Raw genomic sequence first — 21,116 nt, forward strand, 5'->3', positions numbered from 1 at the left:
ACGCGCCTGCGGGGCTTTTGTTCAGCCTTGTTCCATTCGAAACAGCGAAGATAAGGGGCGCGTGAGATTGTTGGGTCACTGGATGAGACGAACTCATCAGGAACCAACAGAGGAGACAGTATCATGCGAAAGTTTATCATTTCCGGCGCCGTCGCAGTCATTGCCGCCGTCTCGTTTGCCGCACCGTCACAGGCCGGTGGACATGGCCATCACGGCCATCGCCACGGCGGGTTTTCCATCGGGTTCTACAACACTGGCTATTATGGCGGCGACTACTACGGCGGCGGATATTACGAGCCGTCCTGCTACACCAAGAAGGTGAAGCGCTGGGACCGCTGGGGCAATCTGCACATCCGCCGCGTCCAGATCTGCGACTGACAGGGACTCTGCAGACAACAAAAATCCGGCCGTTTACGCGGCCGGATTTTTCGTTCGTGCAATCTGGTTTCAGGGCCAGCGGACAACGGGTGGCAGCGACGAGAGGATCGAATCGACGTTTCCGCCGGTTTTCAATCCAAAGATCGTGCCGCGATCGTAGAGCAGGTTGAATTCGACATAGCGGCCACGGCGCACCAGCTGTTCGTCGCGGTCTTCCTCGCTCCAAGCCTTGTTGAAATTGGCGCGGACGATCTTCGGATAGATCAGGCTAAAAGCCTTGCCGACGTCCTGGGTAAAGGCGAAGTCGGCCTCCCAGCCGCCCTTTTCCGCCTCAGAATGCAGCCAGTCGTAGAAGATGCCGCCTGTGCCACGCGGTTCGTTGCGGTGCTTCAGAAAGAAATAGTCGTCGCACCATTGCTTGAAGCGGGCATGGTCGGCAACCGGGTGCCGCTTGCAGGCGATCTCCATGCCCTTGTGAAACAGCATCGTATCCGGATCGGTCTGGAGCCGGCGGCTGTCCAGAACGGGGGTCAAGTCGGCACCGCCGCCGAACCAGTGGCTGGTGGTGACGACCATGCGGGTGTTCATATGAACAGCCGGAACGTTCGGATTGACCGGGTGTGCGATCAGCGAGATGCCGGAGGCCCAGAATGTTGGGTCTTCTTCGGCGCCGGGGATCTGGCTGCGGAATTCCGGCGAGAATTCGCCGTAGACTGTCGATGTGTGAACGCCGACCTTTTCGAAGACGCGGCCCTCCATCATCGACATGCGCCCGCCACCGCCAGCTCCCTTGTCGCGCAACCAGTCCTTGCCAACGAAACGCCCCGGTTCGCGGTCGGATAGCGGGCCTGCCAGTTCGTCCTCGATGGTCTCGAACGCTGCGCAAATGTTATCGCGAAGGGATTGAAACCAGGCGGTGGCTTTTGCCTTCTTGTCTTCGATATCCGCGGGCAATCCCTGCGGCAGGTTGGGTCGTTCCATGAAAGTAATCCTGTTTGGCGGGGCCTCGAGCGCCCAAAAGCGCGCCGATTCGCATATTGGCCGACAGTTCATATTTTTGCCACAGCTGCAACGGCGCAGGCATCGACAGGTCAGTCTGCCGCAGACTCCCATTCGGAGATTCCGACTCGCAAAAGCAGGAATATCTCCCTATCTTGATCATGAGAGGCTCCACTGGCGAAAGGTGAGCACATGGCAAGACTTCCGGCAGGACCACCGCTTGACGGCCTGAAACGTCAGATCGCCCGGCACCGAAATGGCAATCCGCAACGCAATGACGGATTGTTCGTGCGCGAGACCTTCCGGCTCGACCGCACCGATGCCCGCCAGAAGGCGCAGGAATGGTTCGAGGCCTGGCCGAAAGCCGCCTACTGGACCGAAGTGGAGAGCTGGCGCCAACTTGACGGCGACCAGATCGAATTCACCATGCGGCGTCTGCCGAGCGCTGATTGACGTTTCAATCTGTCAAGCTGCCGTAACGGCTGACTGGTTAGTCCTGCTCCTCGCCAGCATGCTCGATCAGATAGGCGCCAGCACCCTTTTCCGATAGCGCGTCGCATGGATTGCGCAGCGGACAGTCCCGCATGGAGAGGCAGCCGCAACCGATGCAGGAGGTCAACTGGTCGCGCAAAGCCGTGAGCTTGGCGATGCGCTCGTTCAGATCGGCCTTCCAGTGTTCCGACAGGTGCGCCCAGTCGCTCGCCAGCAATTGCCTGTCGTTTGGAAGGGCTGAAAGCTCCCTTTGGATGTCGGCGAGCGGAATTCCCGTGCGTTGGGCGATCTTGATGACGGCGATTCGCCGCAACACGCTGCGGGGATAACGGCGCTGATTGCCTCGGCTGCGCATGCTCTTGATCAGGCCTTTTGTCTCATAGAAATGCAGTGTCGACACCGCGACGCCGCTGCGCGCGGCGACCTCGCCGACAGTCAGTTCGCGGCGCGGGAGATCGGTTCGATTTTTTTCCGGCATGTCTATTGACCTCAACTTTAGTTGAGGTTCTATACCATGAGCTCCATCGTATCGACAACGGAGCTTTCGCAGACATGAACGAGAAAATGACCATCGCCGTCGTCTATGGCAGTGCGCGGCAAGGGCGCTTCTGTGACACGGTCGTCAACTGGGTCTTGACGGAGTTATGGGCCGAAAGCGGTTTCCGGGTTAGTCTCATCGATCCGCTCGAGTTCAAGGGATCGGCCGGGGATTGTGCGTTAAACGCGGGATTGCTGGAGGAACGGATTGCCGAGGCCGACGCCTTTATCGTCGTCACGCCGGAGTACAATCACGGTTATCCGGCTGCCCTCAAGGAGCTGATCGACAGCTGCTACGAGCCATGGCATGCAAAGCCTGTCGGTTTCATCTCTTATGGTGGCGTGTCGGGCGGACTACGGGCCGTCGAGCAATTGCGGCAGGTGTTTGCCGAATTGCACACGGTGACGATCCGCGACACCGTCAGTTTTTCCAATGTCTGGGCGCAGTTCGATGCCGCCGGAAATCCGTTCAAGGCGGTCGAAGCCAAGGCTGGCCTGATCGTGATGCTGCGGCGGTTGAAATGGTGGGCGAGGGCGCTGAAGACTGCCCGGGCCGAAAACGCCTATGGCGGGGTTGCCGCATGAGGTCTTGCGCCAGGCTTTAGCCGTTAACTTGCCGGATCGCCTCGCCGGCGATCATCGCCACCGACATGGCAACGTTCAACGACCGTTGCCCCTCGACCATCGGGACGATGATGCGCCCGTCCGCCTTGTCATGGACGTGGTCCGGGACACCGGCGCTTTCACGGCCGAACAGCAGGGTGTCGTTCGGCTGGAAGGAAAAACGCGTGTAGGGTTCGGCGGCCTTGGTAGAGGCGAGGACCAATCTGCGCCCTTGTTCAAGCCGGGCCTCCTCAAAACGCTCCCAGTTGACGTGGCGGGTGAGTGTCACCGAAGCGATGTAATCCATACCGGCGCGTTTGAGGTTCTTGTCCGAGAGGTCGAACCCGGCGGGCTCGATGATATCGACGGCAAGGCCCAGGCACGCGGCAAGACGAAGGATCGTCCCGGTATTGCCGGGAATATCGGGCTGGTAGAGGGCGATGCGGAGCGAATGGTGCGACATATCAACAAGTCTTATGGGGTCCATCAATGCCCGTAATCAATCTGTGCCGTAATGGCAACAGAATCCTCGTTGAGACAAAAATGATGAAAAAAACGCCAGCAGCAATCTGGCGTATTGGCGCAAATCAATCTATGTCTGCAACATCTGCAACGCGAACCACAGGAGGCTTACATGGATATTCGAATGACCACCAGCCTCCAGGCTGTGCCTCCAGTCCGCTTGGGCTGACCGGTTTCGCGCTTTTCTTTTTACAGTACCATTGCGCACGACCGCCCGCTTTCCGGACGAACACGTCTCGTGTGCAAGATTGAGCTGTTTTCCGGTTTTTAATGTCTGATCGATGAATGCGGGATCTCCCGCCTTCCTTCACTGGTTTCCTGAAGGAGCTTATTATGTTCGGCTGGTTTGAATCCCGCCTCAATCCCTATCCTGTCGAGGAACCCAAGGTTCCGCCGGAAGGGCTGTTTGCGTTTTGCTGGCACTATACCAAGCCGGCGGCCCCCTGGCTGTTGACCATGTCGGTCTGCACCATGCTGATCGCCGTCGGCGAGGTGGCGCTATTCCAGTTCCTCGGCAATGTCGTCGACTGGCTGTCGTCTGCCAAGCAGGACACGTTCCTGCAAAGCGAAGGTACGAAGCTGTTCTGGATGGGCGCGCTCATCCTGATCGGCCTGCCGACGGTCGTCGCGATCGATTCGATCATCATGCACCAGGTGCTTCTCGGCAATTATCCGATGATCGCGCGCTGGCAGATGCATCGTTATCTGCTGCGTCAGGGCATGACCTTCTTCGCCAACGAGTTTGCCGGCCGTGTTGCCACCAAGGTGATGCAGACCTCGCTTGCCGTGCGCGAAACAGTGATGAAGATCCTCGATGTCTTCGTCTATGTCGTTGCCTATTTCATCTCGATGCTCGTGGTGGTCGCAGCCGCCGACTGGCGGCTTTTGGCACCGCTGGTTGTCTGGATCATCATCTATGTCTGCATCGTCACCTATTTCGTGCCGCGTCTGCGCAAGATCTCCAAGGATCAGGCGGATGCTCGCTCGATGATGACGGGGCGTGTGGTCGACAGTTACACCAATATCGCCACGGTGAAGCTGTTCTCGCACGCCGGCCGGGAAGAGGTCTATGCCAAGGAAAGCATGGATGCGTTCCTGCAGACCGTGCATCGGCAGATGCGCAAGGTGACGCTGTTCCATGTGCTCGTCTACACCAACAACTGCATCGCGCTGTTCGCGATCTCAGCGCTTGGCATCTATTTCTGGATGACCAGCGGCATGTCCGTCGGCTCGATCGCCATCGCGGTAGCGCTCGCCATGCGCGTCAACGGCATGTCGCAGTGGATCATGTGGGAAGTCTCGGCGCTGTTTGAAAACATCGGCACGGTCTATGACGGCATGAGCATGATGACCAAGGCGCATGACATCGTTGACAATGACGATGCCACGGTGCTGAAAGCGCCGCAGGGTGCCATCGCGTTCGAAAATATCGGCTTCCACTACGGCAAGAACAAGGGTGTGATCGAAAACCTTTCGCTCGACATCAAGCCGGGTGAAAAGATCGGTCTGGTCGGACGTTCCGGTGCTGGCAAGACGACGCTGATGAACGTGCTGTTGCGGTTCTACGATCTCGAATCGGGCACGATCCGGATCGACGGGCAGGACATTTCTGCGGCAACGCAGAACAGCCTGCGCGCACAGATCGGTGTGGTGACGCAGGATACCTCCCTGTTGCACCGCTCGATCCGCGACAACATCGCCTATGGTCACCCGGAAGCCGACGATGCCGACATCATCGCAGCCGCCAAGCGGGCCAATGCCTGGGACTTCATCGAGATGCTCGAGGATAACCAGGGCCGCAGGGGGCTCGATGCGCAGGTTGGCGAGCGGGGCGTCAAGCTTTCCGGTGGCCAGCGCCAGCGGATAGCGATTGCCCGCGTCTTCCTGAAGGACGCACCGATCCTGATCCTCGACGAGGCAACCTCGGCACTTGATTCGGAAGTGGAAGCCGCGATCCAGGAAAACCTGTTTGCCCTGATGACGGGCAAGACGGTGATCGCGATCGCCCACCGCCTGTCGACGCTGACGGAGATGGACCGTCTGGTCATTCTCGAAGCAGGCAAGATCATCGAGACCGGCAGCCATGCCGAGCTGATCAGCCGCAGCGGCCTGTATTCTGACCTCTGGTCGAGACAGTCCGGTGGCTTCATTGCCGATGATGCCAACGGTACAAACCAGAAGGAGGAGGCGGCCGAATAGGCCGCCTCTCAGCCTTGTATGCTATCTCCCGGGATGATCGACGTGAGCGATATCGGTTTTGAATTCGACATCCTGATCAAGGGTGAGCGCACGCAGGCTTTCGATGTCTTCACCGCAGCCAATCCGGACTGGCAATACCGCTATGGAAAGAATGGCGGCTTTCTGGCCGAGCCGCCACAGCTGATCGCCGACAAGCCGGATGCGAGCAGCTTCTTAGCGGTCCATGTCGATGCCTATGCGGCTCAGCTTTCCGCGTTGCGGGCTCTCGGGCATGGCCATGGTGTTCGCATCGCTGTCTATTTTGACAGTGCGACGACGACGGACTTGAGCCTTGGCCTCAAACCCTCGACCATGGCGCTGGTTTCAGCATTCGGTTACGAAGTCGAATTTTGCCTCTATCCTTCCACCGAGCACGCCGACAACTGACCAACCGAACCTGAAGTCCTCACGTGGAAACATGACGGAATTGTAATCGAAATCATCGGCATTCGCGGGCGATTGCCGATTGTCCCGAGCGCGAATCCGCCTATATCGGACATATGTTCTTGCGCGCCATGTTTGCCTATTTCGAAAACTGGATACAGCCTTTCGCTGTTGGCGACGGGCTGCAGCCGCCTGAACGGCTCGTCCCATACGTCTGGTTTTACATCAGGCAGGCCAAGGCGCCGTTCATCGCCATGCTCGTTCTCGGTGGCTTGACGGCGGCGATCGAGGCGACGTTGTTCTGGTTCGTCGGCCGCGTTGTCGATATTCTTGCCACCATCAAGCCAAGCGATGGCTGGAGTGGGCTTTTGGCGGCCCACGGCGCCGAACTGTTCGGCATGCTCGTTTTGATCGGCATCGTCCGCTTCATCGTGTCGCTGGTGATGTCGCTGGTCGATCAGCAGGTGATCACGCCGGGCTTTTACAATCTGGTCCGCTGGCAATCCTATCTGCACGTCTCGCGGCAATCGCTGTCCTTCTTCCAAAATGACTTTTCTGGCCGCATCGTCACCAAGGTCTGGTCGGGCGGGCAGGCGGTTGGCGATGTCGTCACGTCGCTGATGGAAAGTGTCTGGTTCGTCGGCATCTATTCGGTCTCGACGCTGGTGCTGGTCGGCCAGCTCGATCTGTCTCTGGCCGTCGTCGTTCTTCTCTGGCTGATCGGCTTTGCCTTCCTGGCGCGCTATTTCGTCCCGCGGATACGCAAGCATTCAAGGGAAACGGCGGAAGCCTCGTCGATGCTGAGCGGCCGCATGGTCGATGCCTACAGCAATATGCAGACACTCAAGCTGTTTGCCCGCGATGAGGAAAACGACCGCTATATGCGGCAGGGTTTCGATATCTTCCAGGACAGCATCATCCGCTTCACCCGGTTCATCACCGGCGTGCGTGCGTCGATGGCGTTTCTGTCGGGGATCATGATCGTCACCATGGCAGGGCTCAGCGTCAATCTCTGGCTTTCGGGGGCGATCAGCTCCGGTGCGGTTGCGTTTACGATGGCGTTGATCCTGCGGCTGAATTTTCTGCTCAGCCGGATGATGGTGCAATTCAACGGCATCATGCGCAATATCGGTACGATCCAGAATGCCGCCGAGATGATCTCGCAGCCGGTGCAGCTGGTCGACCAGCCGAATGCGCCTAGCCTCGTCGTCAACAGCCCGGCGATCCGCTTTGAAAATATCCACTTCCATTATGGCAAGGGGCAGGGCGTCATCGATAATCTGTCTCTGATCGTCAAGCCGGGTGAGAAAATCGGCATCGTCGGCCGGTCCGGGGCGGGCAAGACGACGCTCGTCAATCTGCTGCTGCGCTTTTACGATCTGGAATCCGGCCGCATTCTGATCGACGGGCAGGATATTTCGACGGTCCGCCAGGAATCGCTGCGCATGCAGATCGGTGTCGTCAGCCAGGATACATCGCTGCTGCACAGGTCGATCCGCGACAACATCCTGTTTGGCCGGCCGGATGCGGATGAAGACGGCCTGCGTGAGGCGGCTGAAAAGGCCGAGGCGCTGGATTTCATCGAGAACCTGCAGGACCAGCGGGGCCGCAAGGGATTTGACGCCCATGTGGGCGAACGCGGCGTTAAATTGTCGGGCGGACAACGCCAGCGGGTGGCGATCGCGCGGGTGATGCTGAAGGATGCCCCGATCCTCGTGCTCGACGAGGCGACCTCGGCACTTGATTCGGAAGTTGAGGCCGCCATCCAGTCCAATCTCGACAGACTGATGCATGGAAAGACGGTGCTTGCCATCGCCCATCGGCTCTCCACCATCGCAGCGCTTGACCGTCTGATCGTCATGGATCAGGGACGTATTGTCGAAGATGGAACCCATGACCAGCTGATATCAGCCGGTGGTCTCTATGCCGATCTCTGGCTGCGCCAGTCCGGCGGTTTTCTCGCGCGAGAGGCTGCGGCCGAATAGTGCAGCAAGCAGCCTGTGACCGGCGCGGAAAAGCTCCGTTTTAACGATGCCGGACGGCGAAATTCGGTTTGCGAACATTGACTTCGGTTTTCCCGCGACAATGTGGCTCACCTCTTGTGCTCAAGGCTAGACATCCCCAACGATCAAGCATAGAACGCGCCGGAATGCCGGGGAATCTGCCGTTTGTGAGACGCGTGGGGTTCGCCCGGTTTTAATGTGTGATGCGGGAAGGCGAAAGTTTTCTTCGAATCGTGCATAGAGGCTTATTGATTTGGCGCTGTTCTTTCGCTCAAGTGTCAGCACGGGGCGCGGATCGACGCCGGGGACAGTGCGGTTTCCGCAAAACATTGCGTGAGAGGATGGTTTAGCCGTGAGCGAACACGAGATATCAAGCGAAACCTCGGGCGAGCCCACTCGCCGCGATTTCCTGTATTTGACGACCGGGATGGCAGGCGCAGTCGGGGCAGCTGCCGTGGCATGGCCGTTCATCGACCAGATGCGGCCGGACGCTTCAACGCTGGCGCTGGCTTCGATCGAAGTCGATGTTGCGAGCCTGCAGCCGGGCATGTCCCTGACAGTGAAATGGCGCGGCAAGCCGGTGTTCATCCGCAACCGTACCGACAAGGAAGTCGAGGAAGCCAACGCTGTTGCGCTGGCCGACCTGAAAGACCCGGTTGCGCGTAACGCCAACCTTCCTGCCGATGCGACTGCGACAGACGTTGATCGCTCCGCCGGCAAGGAAAAAGAAAACTGGATCGTCATGATTGGCTCCTGCACGCACCTCGGTTGCGTTCCGCTCGGCCAGGCTGGCGATTTTGGCGGCTGGTTCTGTCCGTGCCACGGCTCTCACTACGATACGGCTGGCCGTATTCGTAAGGGCCCGGCACCACAGAACCTCGCCGTACCGACTTTTGCGTTCGCTACCGACACAGTCATCAAGATCGGTTGAGGGGAATACTGATTATGAGTGGTGATCATTCAACCTATACGCCGACGTCCGGTATCGAGAAATGGGTGGATTCGCGCCTGCCGCTGCCGCGGCTCGTGCATGACAGCTTCGTTTCCTATCCGGTTCCGCGCAATCTAAACTACGCCTACACATTCGGCGCCATGCTTTCGGTCATGCTGATCATCCAGATCCTGACCGGCGTCGTTCTGGCCATGCATTATGCCGCCGAAACGACGGTGGCCTTCAATTCCGTCGAAAAGATCATGCGTGACGTCAACCAGGGCTGGCTGCTGCGTTACATGCATTCCAACGGCGCGTCGTTCTTCTTCATCGCCGTCTACCTGCATATCGGCCGCGGTCTCTACTACGGCTCGTACAAGGCACCGCGCGAAATCCTCTGGATCCTCGGCGTTGTCATATACCTTCTGATGATGGCTGCCGGCTTCATGGGCTATGTTCTGCCCTGGGGTCAGATGTCCTTCTGGGGCGCCACGGTTATCACTGGCTTCTTTACCGCCTTCCCCGTGGTTGGCGAGTGGATCCAGCAGTTCCTGCTCGGTGGTTTTGCCGTCGATAATCCGACGCTCAACCGATTCTTTGCGCTGCATTACCTGCTGCCCTTCATGATCGCCGGCGTTGTTGTCCTGCATATCTGGGCGCTGCATGTTGTTGGCCAGACCAACCCGACGGGCGTCGAAGTCAAGACCAAGACGGATACCGTTCCTTTCACACCTTACGCGACCCTCAAGGACGCGCTCGGCGTATCGGTCTTCCTGCTGTTCTACGCATGGTTCGTCTTCTACATGCCGAACTTCCTCGGCCATCCCGACAACTACATTCCGGCCAATGCTCTGAAGACACCGGCTCATATCGTTCCTGAATGGTACTACCTGCCGTTCTACGCGATGCTGCGTGCCATCACCTTCAATGTCGGCCCGATCGACTCCAAGCTCGGCGGCGTTCTGGTGATGTTCGGTGCGATCATCGTGCTGTTCTTCCTGCCCTGGCTCGATACGTCGAAGGTTCGCTCGGCTGTCTATCGTCCCTGGTACAAGCTGTTCTTCTGGCTCTTCGTGGTCAACGCCATCCTGCTCGGCTGGCTGGGCTCGCGCCCTGCCGAAGGCACCGGTTTGCTGGGACTGATTTTCTCCGGCGACCTGAAGGGTAACTACGTCGGCTATTCCCAGCTCGGCACGCTCTATTACTTCGGTTTCTTCCTCGTCATCATGCCGATCCTCGGTCTGGTCGAGACGCCGAAGCGTATCCCGAATTCCATTACCGAGGCGGTTCTGGAAAAACGGGCTGCGAAAAAGCCGGTTGCTGCGTGATGTCTGCGAAGATCAAGGAACCCAAAACAATGAAAAAGCTTGTTACAGGCATTCTTTCGCTCGCAGTCGTCGCTGCACTTGGTGCAGGCATCGTTTTCGCCGCTGAGACTGGCGAAGCCAAGCCTGCCGGTGCTGCCGCTGAGGAAGAGCATGGCGGCGGTACGCCCCACTTCCCGATCCACAAGCCGGCACAGGAAAAATGGTCTTTTGCCGGACCGTTCGGCCACTATGACAAGGGTCAGCTGCAGCGCGGCCTGAAGGTCTACACCGAAGTCTGTTCCGCCTGCCACTCGATGAACCTTGTGTCCTTCCGCACGCTGGAAGGCCTCGGCTACTCACCGGCGCAGGTGAAGACCTTTGCGGCCAACTACGAAGTTCAGGACGGCCCGAACGCCGAAGGCGAAATGTACACCCGCAAGGCCGTGCCTTCGGATCATTTCCCGTCGCCGTTCCCGAATGCCGAGGCTGCTGCTGCCGCCAACAATGGTGCGGCACCGCCGGACTTCTCGCTGATCGCCAAGGCGCGCGGTATCGAGCGGGGCTTCCCGACGTTCATCTTCGACATGTTCACCCAGTATCAGGAAGGTGGCCCGGATTATATCCACGCGCTGCTGACCGGCTACCAGGAGCCGCCGAAAGGCGTCGAGATCTCGGAAGGTACGCACTACAACCCGTACTTCGCCAATGCTGCGGCGCTCGCCATGGCCAAGCCGATCTCCGACGATCAGGTTACCTATGACGATGGTTCGCCGCAGACGGTCGAGCAGTATTCGCACGATATCTCTGCGTTCCTGATGTGGGCTGCCGAGCCGCATCTGGAAGCGCGCAAGCGCACCGGCTTCATGGTCATGATCTTCCTGCTGATCTTCACCGGCCTGATCTACCTGACGAAGAAGTCCGTTTACGCCAACAAGGAACATTGAGAACTTCTCAATCTTTCAGACGACAAGAGGCGGCCCATGTGGCCGCCTTTTTTGTACCTGCTCATTGTCAGTACTGCTCATCGGCGAGATGATTTGATTCGGACACGGGGAGGTGCTGATGAAGCTGGCGATGGCGCAGACTGTTATCTCGACCGATATTTCCACCAACGGGGCAGCTATACGCGCCATGATCGCCAAGGCGGCGGCGCAAGGGGCAAGGCTCGTCGGCTTTTGCGAAGGTGCTCTCTCTGGTTATTCGAAATTCCAGATGGATAGCCCGGCCGAATGGCCGCATTTTGATTGGGCAGCACAAGAGGCCGAGCTTCGCGCCATTGCAGTCCTTTGCGGCGACCTTCGCATTTTCGCCGCGGTCGGTGGAGCACACCGTCTCCCGGCCGGCCATTCACCGCACAACTGCCTCTATATCCTCTCCGATTCCGGATCCTTGTTGAGCCGCTATGACAAGAGATTTCTGTCCAATAGCGAACTGGACGGCTGGTACACGCCGGGAACTGCACCCATTATCGTGGAGGTGGATGGTTTCCGTCTTGGATGTGCAATCTGCATCGAATCGCAATTTCCCGAGGTGTTCAGCGATTATGAGCGGATGGGCGTCGATGGCGTGATTTTCTCATCCTATGGATTGCCCTCCTATTTTCAGATCGCGTTGCGCGCCCACGCTGAACTGAACTGCCTCTGGATCGGTGCGGCGACCCCGGCACAGAAAGCCGGCAAAGGTCCCTCCGGCATCATCGGCCCGGATGGCGAGTGGATGGTGCAATGTGCCCAGAAGCCCAAGCCTGATCTGGCTGTGGCTTCACTGGATCGGAGCGACCCTGCCTACGAAATCGCGCTTCAAAAGGCCCGTCCTTGGCGTGCGAAGGCGCGGCAAGGGGATATCTACCGCGAGAAGCTGGTTGATGATCCGCGCAGTCACAACAGAGATGAATATTGACGCGAACGCCCGTCGATCCCGTTCAACACCGCAGATTTCTTCTCGTCGGATAGATGGCCAGGACAAAGGTATGGACGAAGGACGCTCGTTCCGTCATCGCCGGTCGATGATTTGTTTATTGGTTTAAATCGCCTCATTCGTGTGCCGTGAAATTCGATGATCCCCAATGGTCGCTAAAAAGAAGGCCCCGGAGTTTCCTCCAGGGCCCTGATATCTCAGATAATGGTCAACTCTTTCAGCTGAACCGTCCAGCCGCGTGCGCGAGCATCGTATAGACCTTGCCGGTATCCGACGTCAGGTAGGTCTGGGTCATTACCTTGTCGCGATCGTTGCGGGCGACGTCGCCGAGCAGCTTTTCAAAGTCGGCGATGTAGCGATCGACTGCGGTGCGGAATTCCGGTTCGCGATCGTACTTGCGTTTGATCTCGTCAAAGGTCTGCTGGCCCTTCAGCGTGTAAAGGCGGCGTGTGAACACGTCGCGCTCGCCGCGCTGGTAACGGCGCCAGAGGTCTACCGAGGCATCATGGTCGATGGCGCGGGCGATATCGACCGACAGGGAGTTCAGCGATTCCATCACGTGGCGCGGGTTACGCGTATCGCCGGAGCGGGTTGCTGCAGCGGGCTGTGCTTCGGCGGGACGCTGTTGAACCGGTGCTGCGACTGCAGCTGGCTCTTCATCGCGCGATGCGCCACGCAACAGGTCGCGCATCCAGCCGCTGCCTTCTTCGGTCCGCTGGCGGGTTGCTGCCTGTGGTTCCGGCTGGCGGGCAACTGGCTGCTGGACGGCTGGCTGCTGGGCGATGGGACGCGGCTGCTCGATGCCGAGGCTACCGCGAAGGGCTGGCTCAGGGCGGCGTTGCTCGACGGCTGGCTGCTGCTGTGTGACAGCGCGGACCGGGGCGGGTGCCACGGCCTGCTGCACAGCTTGCTGTGCTGCGGTCTGCTGGCGGGTGATCGGCTGGGCGATCTCGAGCTGGCCGGAAGACTTGCCGATGATGTCGGACAGCTCCTGCAGCGCCTTGATCTGCTCGGCGACCGCACGGCGCATCACCGAGGCGTTTTCCTTGGCTTCTTCCGGCAGGTCGAAGGCACCGCGCTTCAGTTCCTCGCGGGTCATGTCGAGTTCCTTGCGGATCTCGTGGGCTGAGCGCCGGATTTCGTCGGTGGCACCGCTGAAGCGGCTGACAGCGTCTTCGACGGCCTGGCGGATGGCCGAGCCCATATGTTCGGCGGCACCATCGGATTTCTTGCTGGTTTCGGTCATCAGGCGATCGATGTCCGAAAGCGAGGCGCCAACGCTGCCACGCAGGCGTGAAGCAACTTCCTTCGAGCGTTCCTCGGCGCGAACGAAGGCACCCTCGACGGAGAGGCTGGCGTCCTCACCGGCCTTGGTGACAGCGGCGCGCATGGCTTCGCTGGCCGATGCGGCGCGGGCTTCGGCTTCCGACAGGGTCTTGCTGACATTGGCGAAGGATGACTGGACACCGGCACGCAGGTTACTGGCGATCTCGTTGGAGCGTTCCTCTGCCCGCACGAATACCGATTCAACCGACATGCTGGCTTCGTCGCCGGCCTTGACGACGGCATTGCGCATAGCCTCGGCCGCCGATGCCGCGCGCTGTTCCGCTTCGCTCAGAATACGGCCGACATCGCTGAACGACGCCTGGATACCGGAGCGCAGATTGCCTGCGACCTGAGCCGAACGGTCTTCTGCTCGCTGGAAGGCGCCGTCAACGAAGCCTTCGAGCGCATGCATGGTCTTTTCAATCTCTTCCGAGCGGCTGACGAGACCGATGGAGAGTGTGCGCAGGGCGTCCTGGCGCTCTTCGAGCGTACTGACCAGATTGGACTGGGCGGCGGCGAGGAGATCGGAGGCCTGGCCGAGAACCTTGGAATGGTCTTCGAAGCGTCCGACGATGCCGCCGATCTGCGACAGGGTCGAGCCGGAGATGTCGGCCAACTTGTCGACCTTGCCTTCGAGAAGGCGGGTCGAGGTGGACAGCATGTCGGAGGCACGCGTGGCGGATTCGGAGAACCGTGCAGTTGTCGATTCCAGCTGCTCGTCCATGGCGCCGAGATTGGCGCTGGCCTGTTCGATGACGCCGGCGATCGAGCTGTTGCTTGCCGACAATTGGTCGATGAGGCCCATGGCCGTCGACTGCAGACGGTTCTCGACCATCTTCATGGCCTTGGCCGTTTCTTCGGCACGGCTCGAAATCGCGTTCAGCGTTTCGCCGGTACGTGCGCTCAGGCTGTCGAGCAGGTTGGCATTCTCGGCGCGCAGGCGGTCGGCGCTTTCGCGGGCGACTTCGCTGATGCGGTCGGCAGCTTCCTTACCGGTTGCGGCATACTGATCGATGATCGGGCGAGCCTGCTCGTCGATGATGCGTGACAGTTCGGCCGAGCGGCCGGCCAGCATCGAGTTGAGTTCGCGCGTGCTGTCGTCGAGGGTCGTGCGGATCGTGTTGCCACGGGCCTCCAGGGCCTTCTCGACCTCGGTGAGGCTCTGGCTGAGCGACGATGCCTGTTCGGCAACACGCGACTGTGTCTGCGCAATCCGGGCGGCTGCGCCATCGGATGCTTCGCCGACGGAACGGGCCAGTTCTGCGCTGCGCATGGCTGCAGTCGCTGCCGTCTGTTCCACGGCCGACTGGAAGTCGGCCTGGCGTGCAGCCATCGCTTGGGCGAAATCATCGCCGGCCTTGGCCAGCAGTTCGGCAGAGCGCAGTGCTTCCGCATCAATGCCCTGGGCTGCTTCGCCGACAGCACCGCGCAGGTTGGTGACGAGGCCGGCGGCCTTGCCCTCGATGGTCCGGCTGACATTGTCGAGGCCGATCGAAAGGGCGCGGTCCATCGTGCCGAGGCGTTCTTCAATCCGGCCTGTGCCGCCTTCGATACTGGCCTCGATCCGAGTGGCGGCAGCGGCGGTGACGCGGTCGAGTTCGGCGGTGTGGGTGGTGAGCGTCTCGGTGATCCGGTTTGCGGCTTCGCCACTGATCCGGTCGATCTCGTCGGTGCGGCCAGCCAGGCTAACGGCAATCCGGTCGGCGGCTAAGGTGCTGACGCGGTCGAGTTCTGCCGTGTGGCCCGACAGGGTCGACGCGATGCGTGCGGCAGCTTCATTGCCGACGCGGTCGATCTCTTCCGTCCGGCCAGCCAGGCTGTCGGTAATCATGGCGGCAGCGGCCGTGCTGATCTGATCGAATTCAGCCGTATGGGTCGATAGTGTTTCGGCAATCCGTGCTGCGGCAACGCTGCCGATCCGGTCGATTTCGTCGGTGCGGCCATTAAGGCTGCTGGCAATGCGCGCGGCTGCGCGGTCGCTGACTTCGTCCAGTTCGGACACCTTGGCAGACAGGGTATCGGCAATCCGCTGGCCGGCATTGTCAACGAATTCGCTGACGCCGCCAACGCTTTCGCGGATGCGGCCTTCCAGAACCCCAAGGCTGCTTTCGATGCGCGCGCCGGTCTCGTCGACGCTGCTGTTGATGTTGGACAGCGATGTGTCCATCCGGTGTGTCAGAGTGTCGGCTGCGCGGCTGATCTGATCGGCAGTTTCGCCAAGCTGGGTGGCGACGTGGCTGGTGCTGGCAAGCATGCGCTGCTCAAGAGCGAGCGCGCTCTTGTCGATGGTGCTTCCGAGTTCCGCCTGGCGTTCGTCCAGTGACATTTCCAACATGCTGGCGCTGGTGGCAAGCGTCGTGGCAATCGACATCGACTGTTCGGCCAGAACGTCGGACAACTGGTCGGTTCCGTGAGCCACAGCGACATTGATCGCGTTGATCCGATCGTCGAGCGTTGCCCGGATCTGGTCATGCGTGGATGCAAGCGAGGTCGCCAGCTGATCGGCACGGCCGGACAATGTCTGCTCGATATCGGAGGCCCGGCCAGTCATGGCTAGGGCCAGATCGGATGCGTGACCGGAAAGGGCACTGGCAATCTCCGCCGAGGTGCTGGTCATCGTACCGGCGATATCGCTGACGCGCCCTGAGAGATTGTCGGCGATCGCGGCGACGCGGCCGGAAAGCTGCTGTTCGATGTCGCCAACCCGGTCGGCCATGGTTTCGGCAATCGCGCTGGCGCGGTAGGACAGGCTGTCGGCAATTTCTTCGGTGCGGCTGCTCAGCGTCTCCGTCATTTCGTTGGCGCGCGCAACCATCGTGCCCGAGATTTCGGCGGAACGTTCGGAGAGAAGTGTGTCGAGCGTCGCGGTCTGGGCCGTGAGTGTGTCGCCGAGCGCACGACTGCGTTCGGTCATGACGCTATCCAGGCGCTCGGTGGTACCGCCGATGGCCTGTTCGATTGCTCCAGCCGAGGAGGTCAGTACGTTTGCAAGCGCGCCAGTGCGGTGTGACAGAATGGTGTCGAGCCGCTCTGCGGTGCCATCGAATGCGCCGTCGATCGCGGTCGTCGATGCATTTAGAACGTTTGCGAGCGCGTCTGTACGCTGCGACAGGATGGTGTCGAGCCGCTCTGCTGTGCCATCGAATGCACCATCGATCGCTGCAGTCGATGTAGACAGAACGTTTGCGAGCGCTCCTGTGCGTTGCGACAAGATGGTGTCGAGCCGCTCTGCGGTACCGTCGAATGCACCGTCGATTGCGGCCGTCGATGTGGACAGAACACTGGCAAGGGCGCTGGTACGCTGCGACAGGATGGTGTCGATGCGCTCTGCAGTGCCATCAAATGCACCGTCGATCGCTGCCGTCGATGAGGACAGCACGTTGGCGAGTGCGCCGGTGCGCTGCGACAGGATGGTATCGATCCGTTCCGCCGTGCCTTCAAAGGCGCTGTCGATGGATTCCGAGCTTGCTGCCAGCAGGCCGGAGAGTTCGACGGTGCGTTCCGACAGCGTGTTGTCGAGGCGCAGCTGACTGGCTGCGATCGACGTGGTGATCTCGTCGGCGCGGTTGGTGAGGGTTTCCTCGATACGGCCGTGGATCGCCTGCAGACCGTCGATAAAGCCGGTTGTGTGCGTATCCAGGTTTTGCGCAAGCTGCTGGTTGCTTGCGGCAATGGCGCTGGTGCGGGCATCGAGCGTGTCGGCAAGCCGCTGCTGGCTTTCGGTGAGGGCTGCCTCGAGCGAAATTGCGCGTTGGCCAAAGCCGGTTTCGAGCTGGTCCTGTGCCGCTGTCAGCGCGCCCATCAGGGTGCTGGAGCGTTCCGTCAAAACGCCGTCGATACGGACATGGGCGTTGCCGATGGCTTCGCTGAGTTCGGCTGTCTTGTCGGTGATGGTCTGCTCGATAAAGTCCTGCGTGGTGCCGAGCGTCGTCGCCAATGTCAGCGACTGGTCCGACAGCGCAGACTCGAAGCGCTCGATACCGCCGTCCAGGATACCGCCAATGGAGTCTGCGCCGCCGGTCACCGACTGGTTGATGCGGGCGAGACTTTCCATCAGCTTGGAATCGAGCATACCGGCGCGCCTGTCGAAGGCCGAGGCAAATTCGTGGAAGCGGCTATCAAAGGCCGTTGCCAAATGGCCGACGGTCGTCTGCAGCTTTTCGTCGAAGAAGCCGGTGCGCAGATCGATGTCCATGATCATGTCATCGGCACTGGACTTCAGGCTCTGGCGGAAGTTCGCGCCCTTTTCGTCGAGCGTCGCATTCAGCGTGTTGAGGATGTCGTCGAGGCCGCCTGTGATGGCCTGCTGGCCAATGTTCAGGCTCTCGTTGAGATCGCGCGTGCGGGCAATCAGCGTCTCGTTGAGCTGGCGGGCGCGTTCGTTGAGTGCTGCGTTCAGCTTTTCGGTATTGGCATCGAGAGAGGAAGCGCGGGTCTCGAACTGGCCGAGCAACTGCTGGCCGCGCTTGGCCAGCGTCTGGCTCAGATTGTCCAGGCGGGTATCGAATTCGTTGCTGAGCGAAACGCCGGCGGTCGTCAGGCCCGAGACCAAGGCGTCGGTACGGGTCGACAGCATGGCGCCGATCGTCTGGGTGGCGCTGTTGGAGCGCTCCATCAGGGCAGCGGCGCGGGTCTCGATCATCGAGGCAAATGCTTCGCCGGATGTGGCGATGCGGTTGGAAATATCGTCGCCGGCAATCGCCAGCTCGTCCTTGAGCTGGGTATGGGCGCCAGAGATTGACGAACGGATGCGTTCGGCATGGCCAACGATGGATTCGCGCTCGAGACCCAGTTCCTGAACCAGAGTGCGCACACGCAGTTCGTTGTCGCTATAGCTGCGCTCAAGCGCGTTGACTTCGGAATGAACCAGCGTTTCGAGTTCGGTGGCACGCGCGATCGTCCGCTCGATACCTTCGTTCATCGCCGACACTTCGCGGCGAACGGCCTGGCCGACCGTCATGATGCGCTCGGAGGCGGCGGTTTCCGGCTCGGCAAGACGCAAGGCGACTTCGGCCATGGAGCGGGCGGCGCTGCGCAATTCCTGCGCGCGTGAAATCATGATGGCAAAGGAGAAGAACAACATCACCGGCAGGATGATGAAGATCGCCACGCCAATGGCGCCCGGCATGGCCGACAGGTCGGCCAGCGAGCGGATTTGCCAAATCTCAGGCCCATAGAGCAGATTGGCGACACCGAGGCCGCCGATGACCCACAGAGCCGAAACGGCTGCGGCAATGCGCATTGCCGAACGGCTGGAGCGCACATCCAGCGATCGCAGGATGGCGGCAGGCGTCTTGCGGCCATCGTCGTTTGCCGGGGCAAACGAGGGGGCCTTTGGGGCGGGCTCTGGAGACAGACTTCTTTGGGTTTCAGCGGCGCGGGCGGCCTTGGCGGCCTGTTCCTGCTGTGCCTTCTGGTTCTTCGCCTGGTTGGGCACGGGAGCCTGTTTGGCCGCTTCAGACATTTTTTCCTCCGGGTGATCCAGGGACGTCTTGTCGTTGAGGGCAGACTTAAGCTCGTCAAAATCGATTTTCAGAGCGTCTTCCAACGCCTGAAATGCCTTGTCGTCGATCGACTCATTGCTTTTATTTGTCGCCATGCGGATACGCCTCGTTACCAAACTGTCCTTTCGGAAGGATCCGCCGCAACACCGCCTGCATTGGGAACACCTCCGAAACTCGGACGGTGACATGAGGATACGCGCATTACATTTACGCAGAACCCTGACATGCACCCATTTCAACCACGCACCGACGGATAACGCATTGAGACCCGTAGGTGCTTCATTCAATACAGTTTTCCGTCAGGACCGTTTACACCCGAAGACGTAAACATATCCCTCAACGTACCGTAGTGACACATTCACCGGTTTCTTACAATTAAGCCCCTCCGGCATTCGTTAAAATCCTAACAAGTTCTTAATGAGAATTGGATGTGTTTTGGCCAAAAACCCTTGTAATCGGGCGGTTTAATGGCCGTTAACCATGCCAAGCGAAAGCTGCCCTCATTGTGCCGTGTTTTAATCAGATAGCAGCGCCGCTCCGGCTTAATCAGCCCCAGAGACGATGGAAATAGCGGCTTTCAAGGGTACTGGATCATACGGTTCGCGCCATCTTGAAGCCAAATAATAAGTAGACGGGTCAGGCACTTCCAGACAAATCCGGGCAATCCGGGTGCGTCATGGCAGCGCGAACCGGGTAAAAACGGGACGACCGGTTGCGAGCCGGTGCGTCAGAAAAAAACACAACAAGGACATTGGCACATGGCGGCTCTCAAGATCGCATTCGAAGCACCCGACAATTTCGGGGGCGCTTGCCCTTCCGCGTCGAGGCCCATCGATCTCGTGCATCTGGCGGCGCAGACCATGGGTGACAAGCTTCTCGAAATCGAAGTGCTGCAAATGTTTGCGCGCCAGACCCGGCAATTGATGAAGGAGCTTTCATCCGAGAGCGCCGACGCCCGGTTGGCGACAGCCCACAGGCTGCGCGGTGCTGCTCTTGCCGTTGGCGCTTTCAGCGTGGCCGAGACGGCGGCTGCGGTTGAAGCGGCGCCGCTGGACGCTGCCAATCTTGCAGCACTTGGCGCGGCCGTGCTTGAGGCCGAACTGTTTATCCTGAAACTATGCCGGTAATTTTCACCGGCCTATTCCGGTGAAAACACCTGAGCGGCAAAGGGGCATGGTAATGCCGGCCCCTGCCAAAACCCATGCGAATTGACTGGCCGAGTTGACTGGCCGAGTTGACTGGCGATGGGATTTGTTGGAAGAAATCGGATGAATTCGCCGCGTTCCGCCGCCGCCTCTGTTTCGGGGCGGCGTGTCTGTTCTTGCGGTAAGCCGAAACAATGCCAAGCATCCGGAAGAAACAATGCCAAAACTGAGTATCATTGCCTTTGACGGCACGCGCCACGATCTTGAAGTTCAAGCAGGTTCCACCGTCATGGAAAACGCCGTGCGCAATTCGGTGCCTGGCGTCGAGGCCGAATGCGGCGGCGCCTGTGCCTGTGCCACCTGTCATGTCTATGTGGATGAAGAATGGTCAGCGAGGGTGGGCGCACCGGAAGCGATGGAAGAGGATATGCTGGATTTCGCTTATGACGTGAAACCAACCTCGCGCCTGTCCTGTCAGATCAAGATGAGCGACGGCCTTGACGGGCTGGTCGTTCATGTTCCTGAGAGGCAGGCCTGAGTTCAGGGGTAACTCCATTGTGATCGCCAAAAAAAGCCCCGCCTGTCGCGATCGACGAGCGGGGCCAGGAGGGCGCATCGCATGCAGATGAGGGAGGGAACATCTGCTGCATCAGGATACGCCAGGAGAACACAATCTGCAGGGTGGCTCTGGCCGGTCGAACATCGATCGGGGACGAGACAGTCAAGCACGAAACAATACTTCCGGTTTGGCGCAGCTGACACCGGCGCGCGCGCAGTAATCCGGACGGGAGTGAAGCCGGTTTGTTGTCCTGTTCTTCACTCTATGCTTG

Annotated in this window: 16 protein-coding genes; 12 read left to right on the forward strand and 4 right to left on the reverse strand. The window is 59.8% G+C overall.

Going from position 1 to position 21,116, the window contains the following annotated elements; all coding sequences use genetic code 11:
• The first annotated feature begins 123 nt into the window (after positions 1-123).
• A complete protein-coding gene (locus R6X40_RS04995; RefSeq protein WP_318411541.1) occupies positions 124-378 on the forward strand; it encodes a sulfur globule protein precursor in 255 nt (84 codons plus the stop codon).
• A gap of 69 nt (positions 379-447) precedes the next feature.
• Here R6X40_RS04995 and hemF read toward each other — a convergent pair whose 3' ends face one another.
• The gene (gene hemF, locus R6X40_RS05000) at positions 448-1,359 is read right to left on the reverse strand and encodes an oxygen-dependent coproporphyrinogen oxidase (RefSeq protein WP_318411542.1); all 912 of its coding nucleotides are present in this window, start codon (positions 1,357-1,359) and stop codon (positions 448-450) included.
• Between the two features lie 210 nt (positions 1,360-1,569).
• Here hemF and R6X40_RS05005 point away from each other — a divergent pair, with 210 nt between their 5' ends.
• Positions 1,570-1,830 (forward strand): hypothetical protein, encoded by a 261-nt coding sequence (locus R6X40_RS05005; protein ID WP_318411544.1) that lies wholly within the window; start codon positions 1,570-1,572, stop codon positions 1,828-1,830.
• A gap of 37 nt (positions 1,831-1,867) precedes the next feature.
• On the opposite strand, the gene soxR is transcribed toward R6X40_RS05005, so the two are convergent.
• Positions 1,868-2,347 (reverse strand): redox-sensitive transcriptional activator SoxR, encoded by a 480-nt coding sequence (gene soxR / locus R6X40_RS05010; protein ID WP_318411545.1) that lies wholly within the window; start codon positions 2,345-2,347, stop codon positions 1,868-1,870.
• A 74-nt stretch (positions 2,348-2,421) separates the two neighbouring features.
• On the opposite strand from soxR, the gene R6X40_RS05015 reads away from it, so the two are divergent.
• Positions 2,422-2,991 carry an NAD(P)H-dependent oxidoreductase gene (locus R6X40_RS05015; RefSeq protein ID WP_318411547.1) on the forward strand — a complete coding sequence of 190 codons (570 nt, stop codon included), beginning with the start codon at positions 2,422-2,424 and terminating at the stop codon, positions 2,989-2,991.
• Between the two features lie 16 nt (positions 2,992-3,007).
• Here R6X40_RS05015 and R6X40_RS05020 read toward each other — a convergent pair whose 3' ends face one another.
• Positions 3,008-3,472 (reverse strand): tRNA (cytidine(34)-2'-O)-methyltransferase, encoded by a 465-nt coding sequence (locus R6X40_RS05020; protein ID WP_412178328.1) that lies wholly within the window; start codon positions 3,470-3,472, stop codon positions 3,008-3,010.
• Positions 3,473-3,864: 392 nt separating this feature from the next.
• Between R6X40_RS05020 and R6X40_RS05025 the strand changes: the two genes are divergently transcribed.
• The 7 genes from R6X40_RS05025 (at position 3,865) to R6X40_RS05055 (ending at position 12,293) form a co-directional block, all read left to right on the forward strand.
• Positions 3,865-5,730: an ABC transporter ATP-binding protein gene (locus R6X40_RS05025; protein WP_318411550.1), complete on the forward strand. Its 1,866-nt coding sequence runs from the start codon at positions 3,865-3,867 to the stop codon at positions 5,728-5,730.
• Between the two features lie 42 nt (positions 5,731-5,772).
• The gene (locus tag R6X40_RS05030; protein WP_318411552.1) at positions 5,773-6,156 is read left to right on the forward strand and encodes a hypothetical protein; all 384 of its coding nucleotides are present in this window, start codon (positions 5,773-5,775) and stop codon (positions 6,154-6,156) included.
• 113 nt (positions 6,157-6,269) lie between these two features.
• Positions 6,270-8,138, forward strand: coding sequence for an ABC transporter ATP-binding protein (locus tag R6X40_RS05035; protein WP_412178329.1), 1,869 nt, complete (start codon positions 6,270-6,272; stop codon positions 8,136-8,138).
• A 370-nt stretch (positions 8,139-8,508) separates the two neighbouring features.
• Complete coding sequence (gene petA / locus R6X40_RS05040; RefSeq protein ID WP_318411553.1) at positions 8,509-9,087, forward strand: ubiquinol-cytochrome c reductase iron-sulfur subunit; 579 nt, start codon at positions 8,509-8,511, stop codon at positions 9,085-9,087.
• A 14-nt stretch (positions 9,088-9,101) separates the two neighbouring features.
• Positions 9,102-10,415 (forward strand): cytochrome b, encoded by a 1,314-nt coding sequence (locus R6X40_RS05045; RefSeq protein ID WP_318411554.1) that lies wholly within the window; start codon positions 9,102-9,104, stop codon positions 10,413-10,415.
• 29 nt (positions 10,416-10,444) lie between these two features.
• The gene (locus R6X40_RS05050) at positions 10,445-11,338 is read left to right on the forward strand and encodes a cytochrome c1 (RefSeq protein WP_318411555.1); all 894 of its coding nucleotides are present in this window, start codon (positions 10,445-10,447) and stop codon (positions 11,336-11,338) included.
• A 118-nt stretch (positions 11,339-11,456) separates the two neighbouring features.
• The gene (locus R6X40_RS05055; RefSeq protein ID WP_318411557.1) at positions 11,457-12,293 is read left to right on the forward strand and encodes a carbon-nitrogen hydrolase family protein; all 837 of its coding nucleotides are present in this window, start codon (positions 11,457-11,459) and stop codon (positions 12,291-12,293) included.
• Positions 12,294-12,528: 235 nt separating this feature from the next.
• Here the strand turns inward: R6X40_RS05055 and R6X40_RS05060 are convergent, their stop codons facing one another.
• Complete coding sequence (locus R6X40_RS05060) at positions 12,529-19,236, reverse strand: kinesin (protein ID WP_318411559.1); 6,708 nt, start codon at positions 19,234-19,236, stop codon at positions 12,529-12,531.
• Between the two features lie 663 nt (positions 19,237-19,899).
• On the opposite strand from R6X40_RS05060, the gene R6X40_RS05065 reads away from it, so the two are divergent.
• Both R6X40_RS05065 and R6X40_RS05070 read left to right on the forward strand, forming a co-directional pair.
• Complete coding sequence (locus tag R6X40_RS05065; protein WP_318411561.1) at positions 19,900-20,268, forward strand: Hpt domain-containing protein; 369 nt, start codon at positions 19,900-19,902, stop codon at positions 20,266-20,268.
• Positions 20,269-20,503: 235 nt separating this feature from the next.
• A complete protein-coding gene (locus R6X40_RS05070) occupies positions 20,504-20,824 on the forward strand; it encodes a 2Fe-2S iron-sulfur cluster-binding protein (protein ID WP_318411562.1) in 321 nt (106 codons plus the stop codon).
• Positions 20,825-21,116 lie beyond the last annotated feature (292 nt).

It is taken from the genome of Rhizobium sp. PL01, from assembly GCF_033447125.1.
In the GTDB taxonomy this organism is placed as follows: Bacteria; Pseudomonadota; Alphaproteobacteria; order Rhizobiales; family Rhizobiaceae; genus Pararhizobium.

Bases quoted from the DNA above. Each gene is read 5' to 3' on its own strand.
- R6X40_RS04995 (WP_318411541.1), top strand. From the start codon at position 124: ATGCGAAAGTTTATCATTTCCGGCGCCGTCGCAGTCATTGCCGCCGTC.
- hemF (WP_318411542.1), bottom strand. From the start codon at position 1,359: ATGGAACGACCCAACCTGCCGCAGGGATTGCCCGCGGATATCGAAGAC.
- R6X40_RS05005 (WP_318411544.1), top strand. From the start codon at position 1,570: ATGGCAAGACTTCCGGCAGGACCACCGCTTGACGGCCTGAAACGTCAG.
- soxR (WP_318411545.1), bottom strand. From the start codon at position 2,347: ATGCCGGAAAAAAATCGAACCGATCTCCCGCGCCGCGAACTGACTGTC.
- R6X40_RS05015 (WP_318411547.1), top strand. From the start codon at position 2,422: ATGAACGAGAAAATGACCATCGCCGTCGTCTATGGCAGTGCGCGGCAA.
- R6X40_RS05020 (WP_412178328.1), bottom strand. From the start codon at position 3,472: ATGTCGCACCATTCGCTCCGCATCGCCCTCTACCAGCCCGATATTCCC.
- R6X40_RS05025 (WP_318411550.1), top strand. From the start codon at position 3,865: ATGTTCGGCTGGTTTGAATCCCGCCTCAATCCCTATCCTGTCGAGGAA.
- R6X40_RS05035 (WP_412178329.1), top strand. From the start codon at position 6,270: ATGTTCTTGCGCGCCATGTTTGCCTATTTCGAAAACTGGATACAGCCT.
- R6X40_RS05045 (WP_318411554.1), top strand. From the start codon at position 9,102: ATGAGTGGTGATCATTCAACCTATACGCCGACGTCCGGTATCGAGAAA.
- R6X40_RS05050 (WP_318411555.1), top strand. From the start codon at position 10,445: ATGAAAAAGCTTGTTACAGGCATTCTTTCGCTCGCAGTCGTCGCTGCA.
- R6X40_RS05055 (WP_318411557.1), top strand. From the start codon at position 11,457: ATGAAGCTGGCGATGGCGCAGACTGTTATCTCGACCGATATTTCCACC.
- R6X40_RS05060 (WP_318411559.1), bottom strand. From the start codon at position 19,236: ATGGCGACAAATAAAAGCAATGAGTCGATCGACGACAAGGCATTTCAG.
- R6X40_RS05065 (WP_318411561.1), top strand. From the start codon at position 19,900: ATGGCGGCTCTCAAGATCGCATTCGAAGCACCCGACAATTTCGGGGGC.
- R6X40_RS05070 (WP_318411562.1), top strand. From the start codon at position 20,504: ATGCCAAAACTGAGTATCATTGCCTTTGACGGCACGCGCCACGATCTT.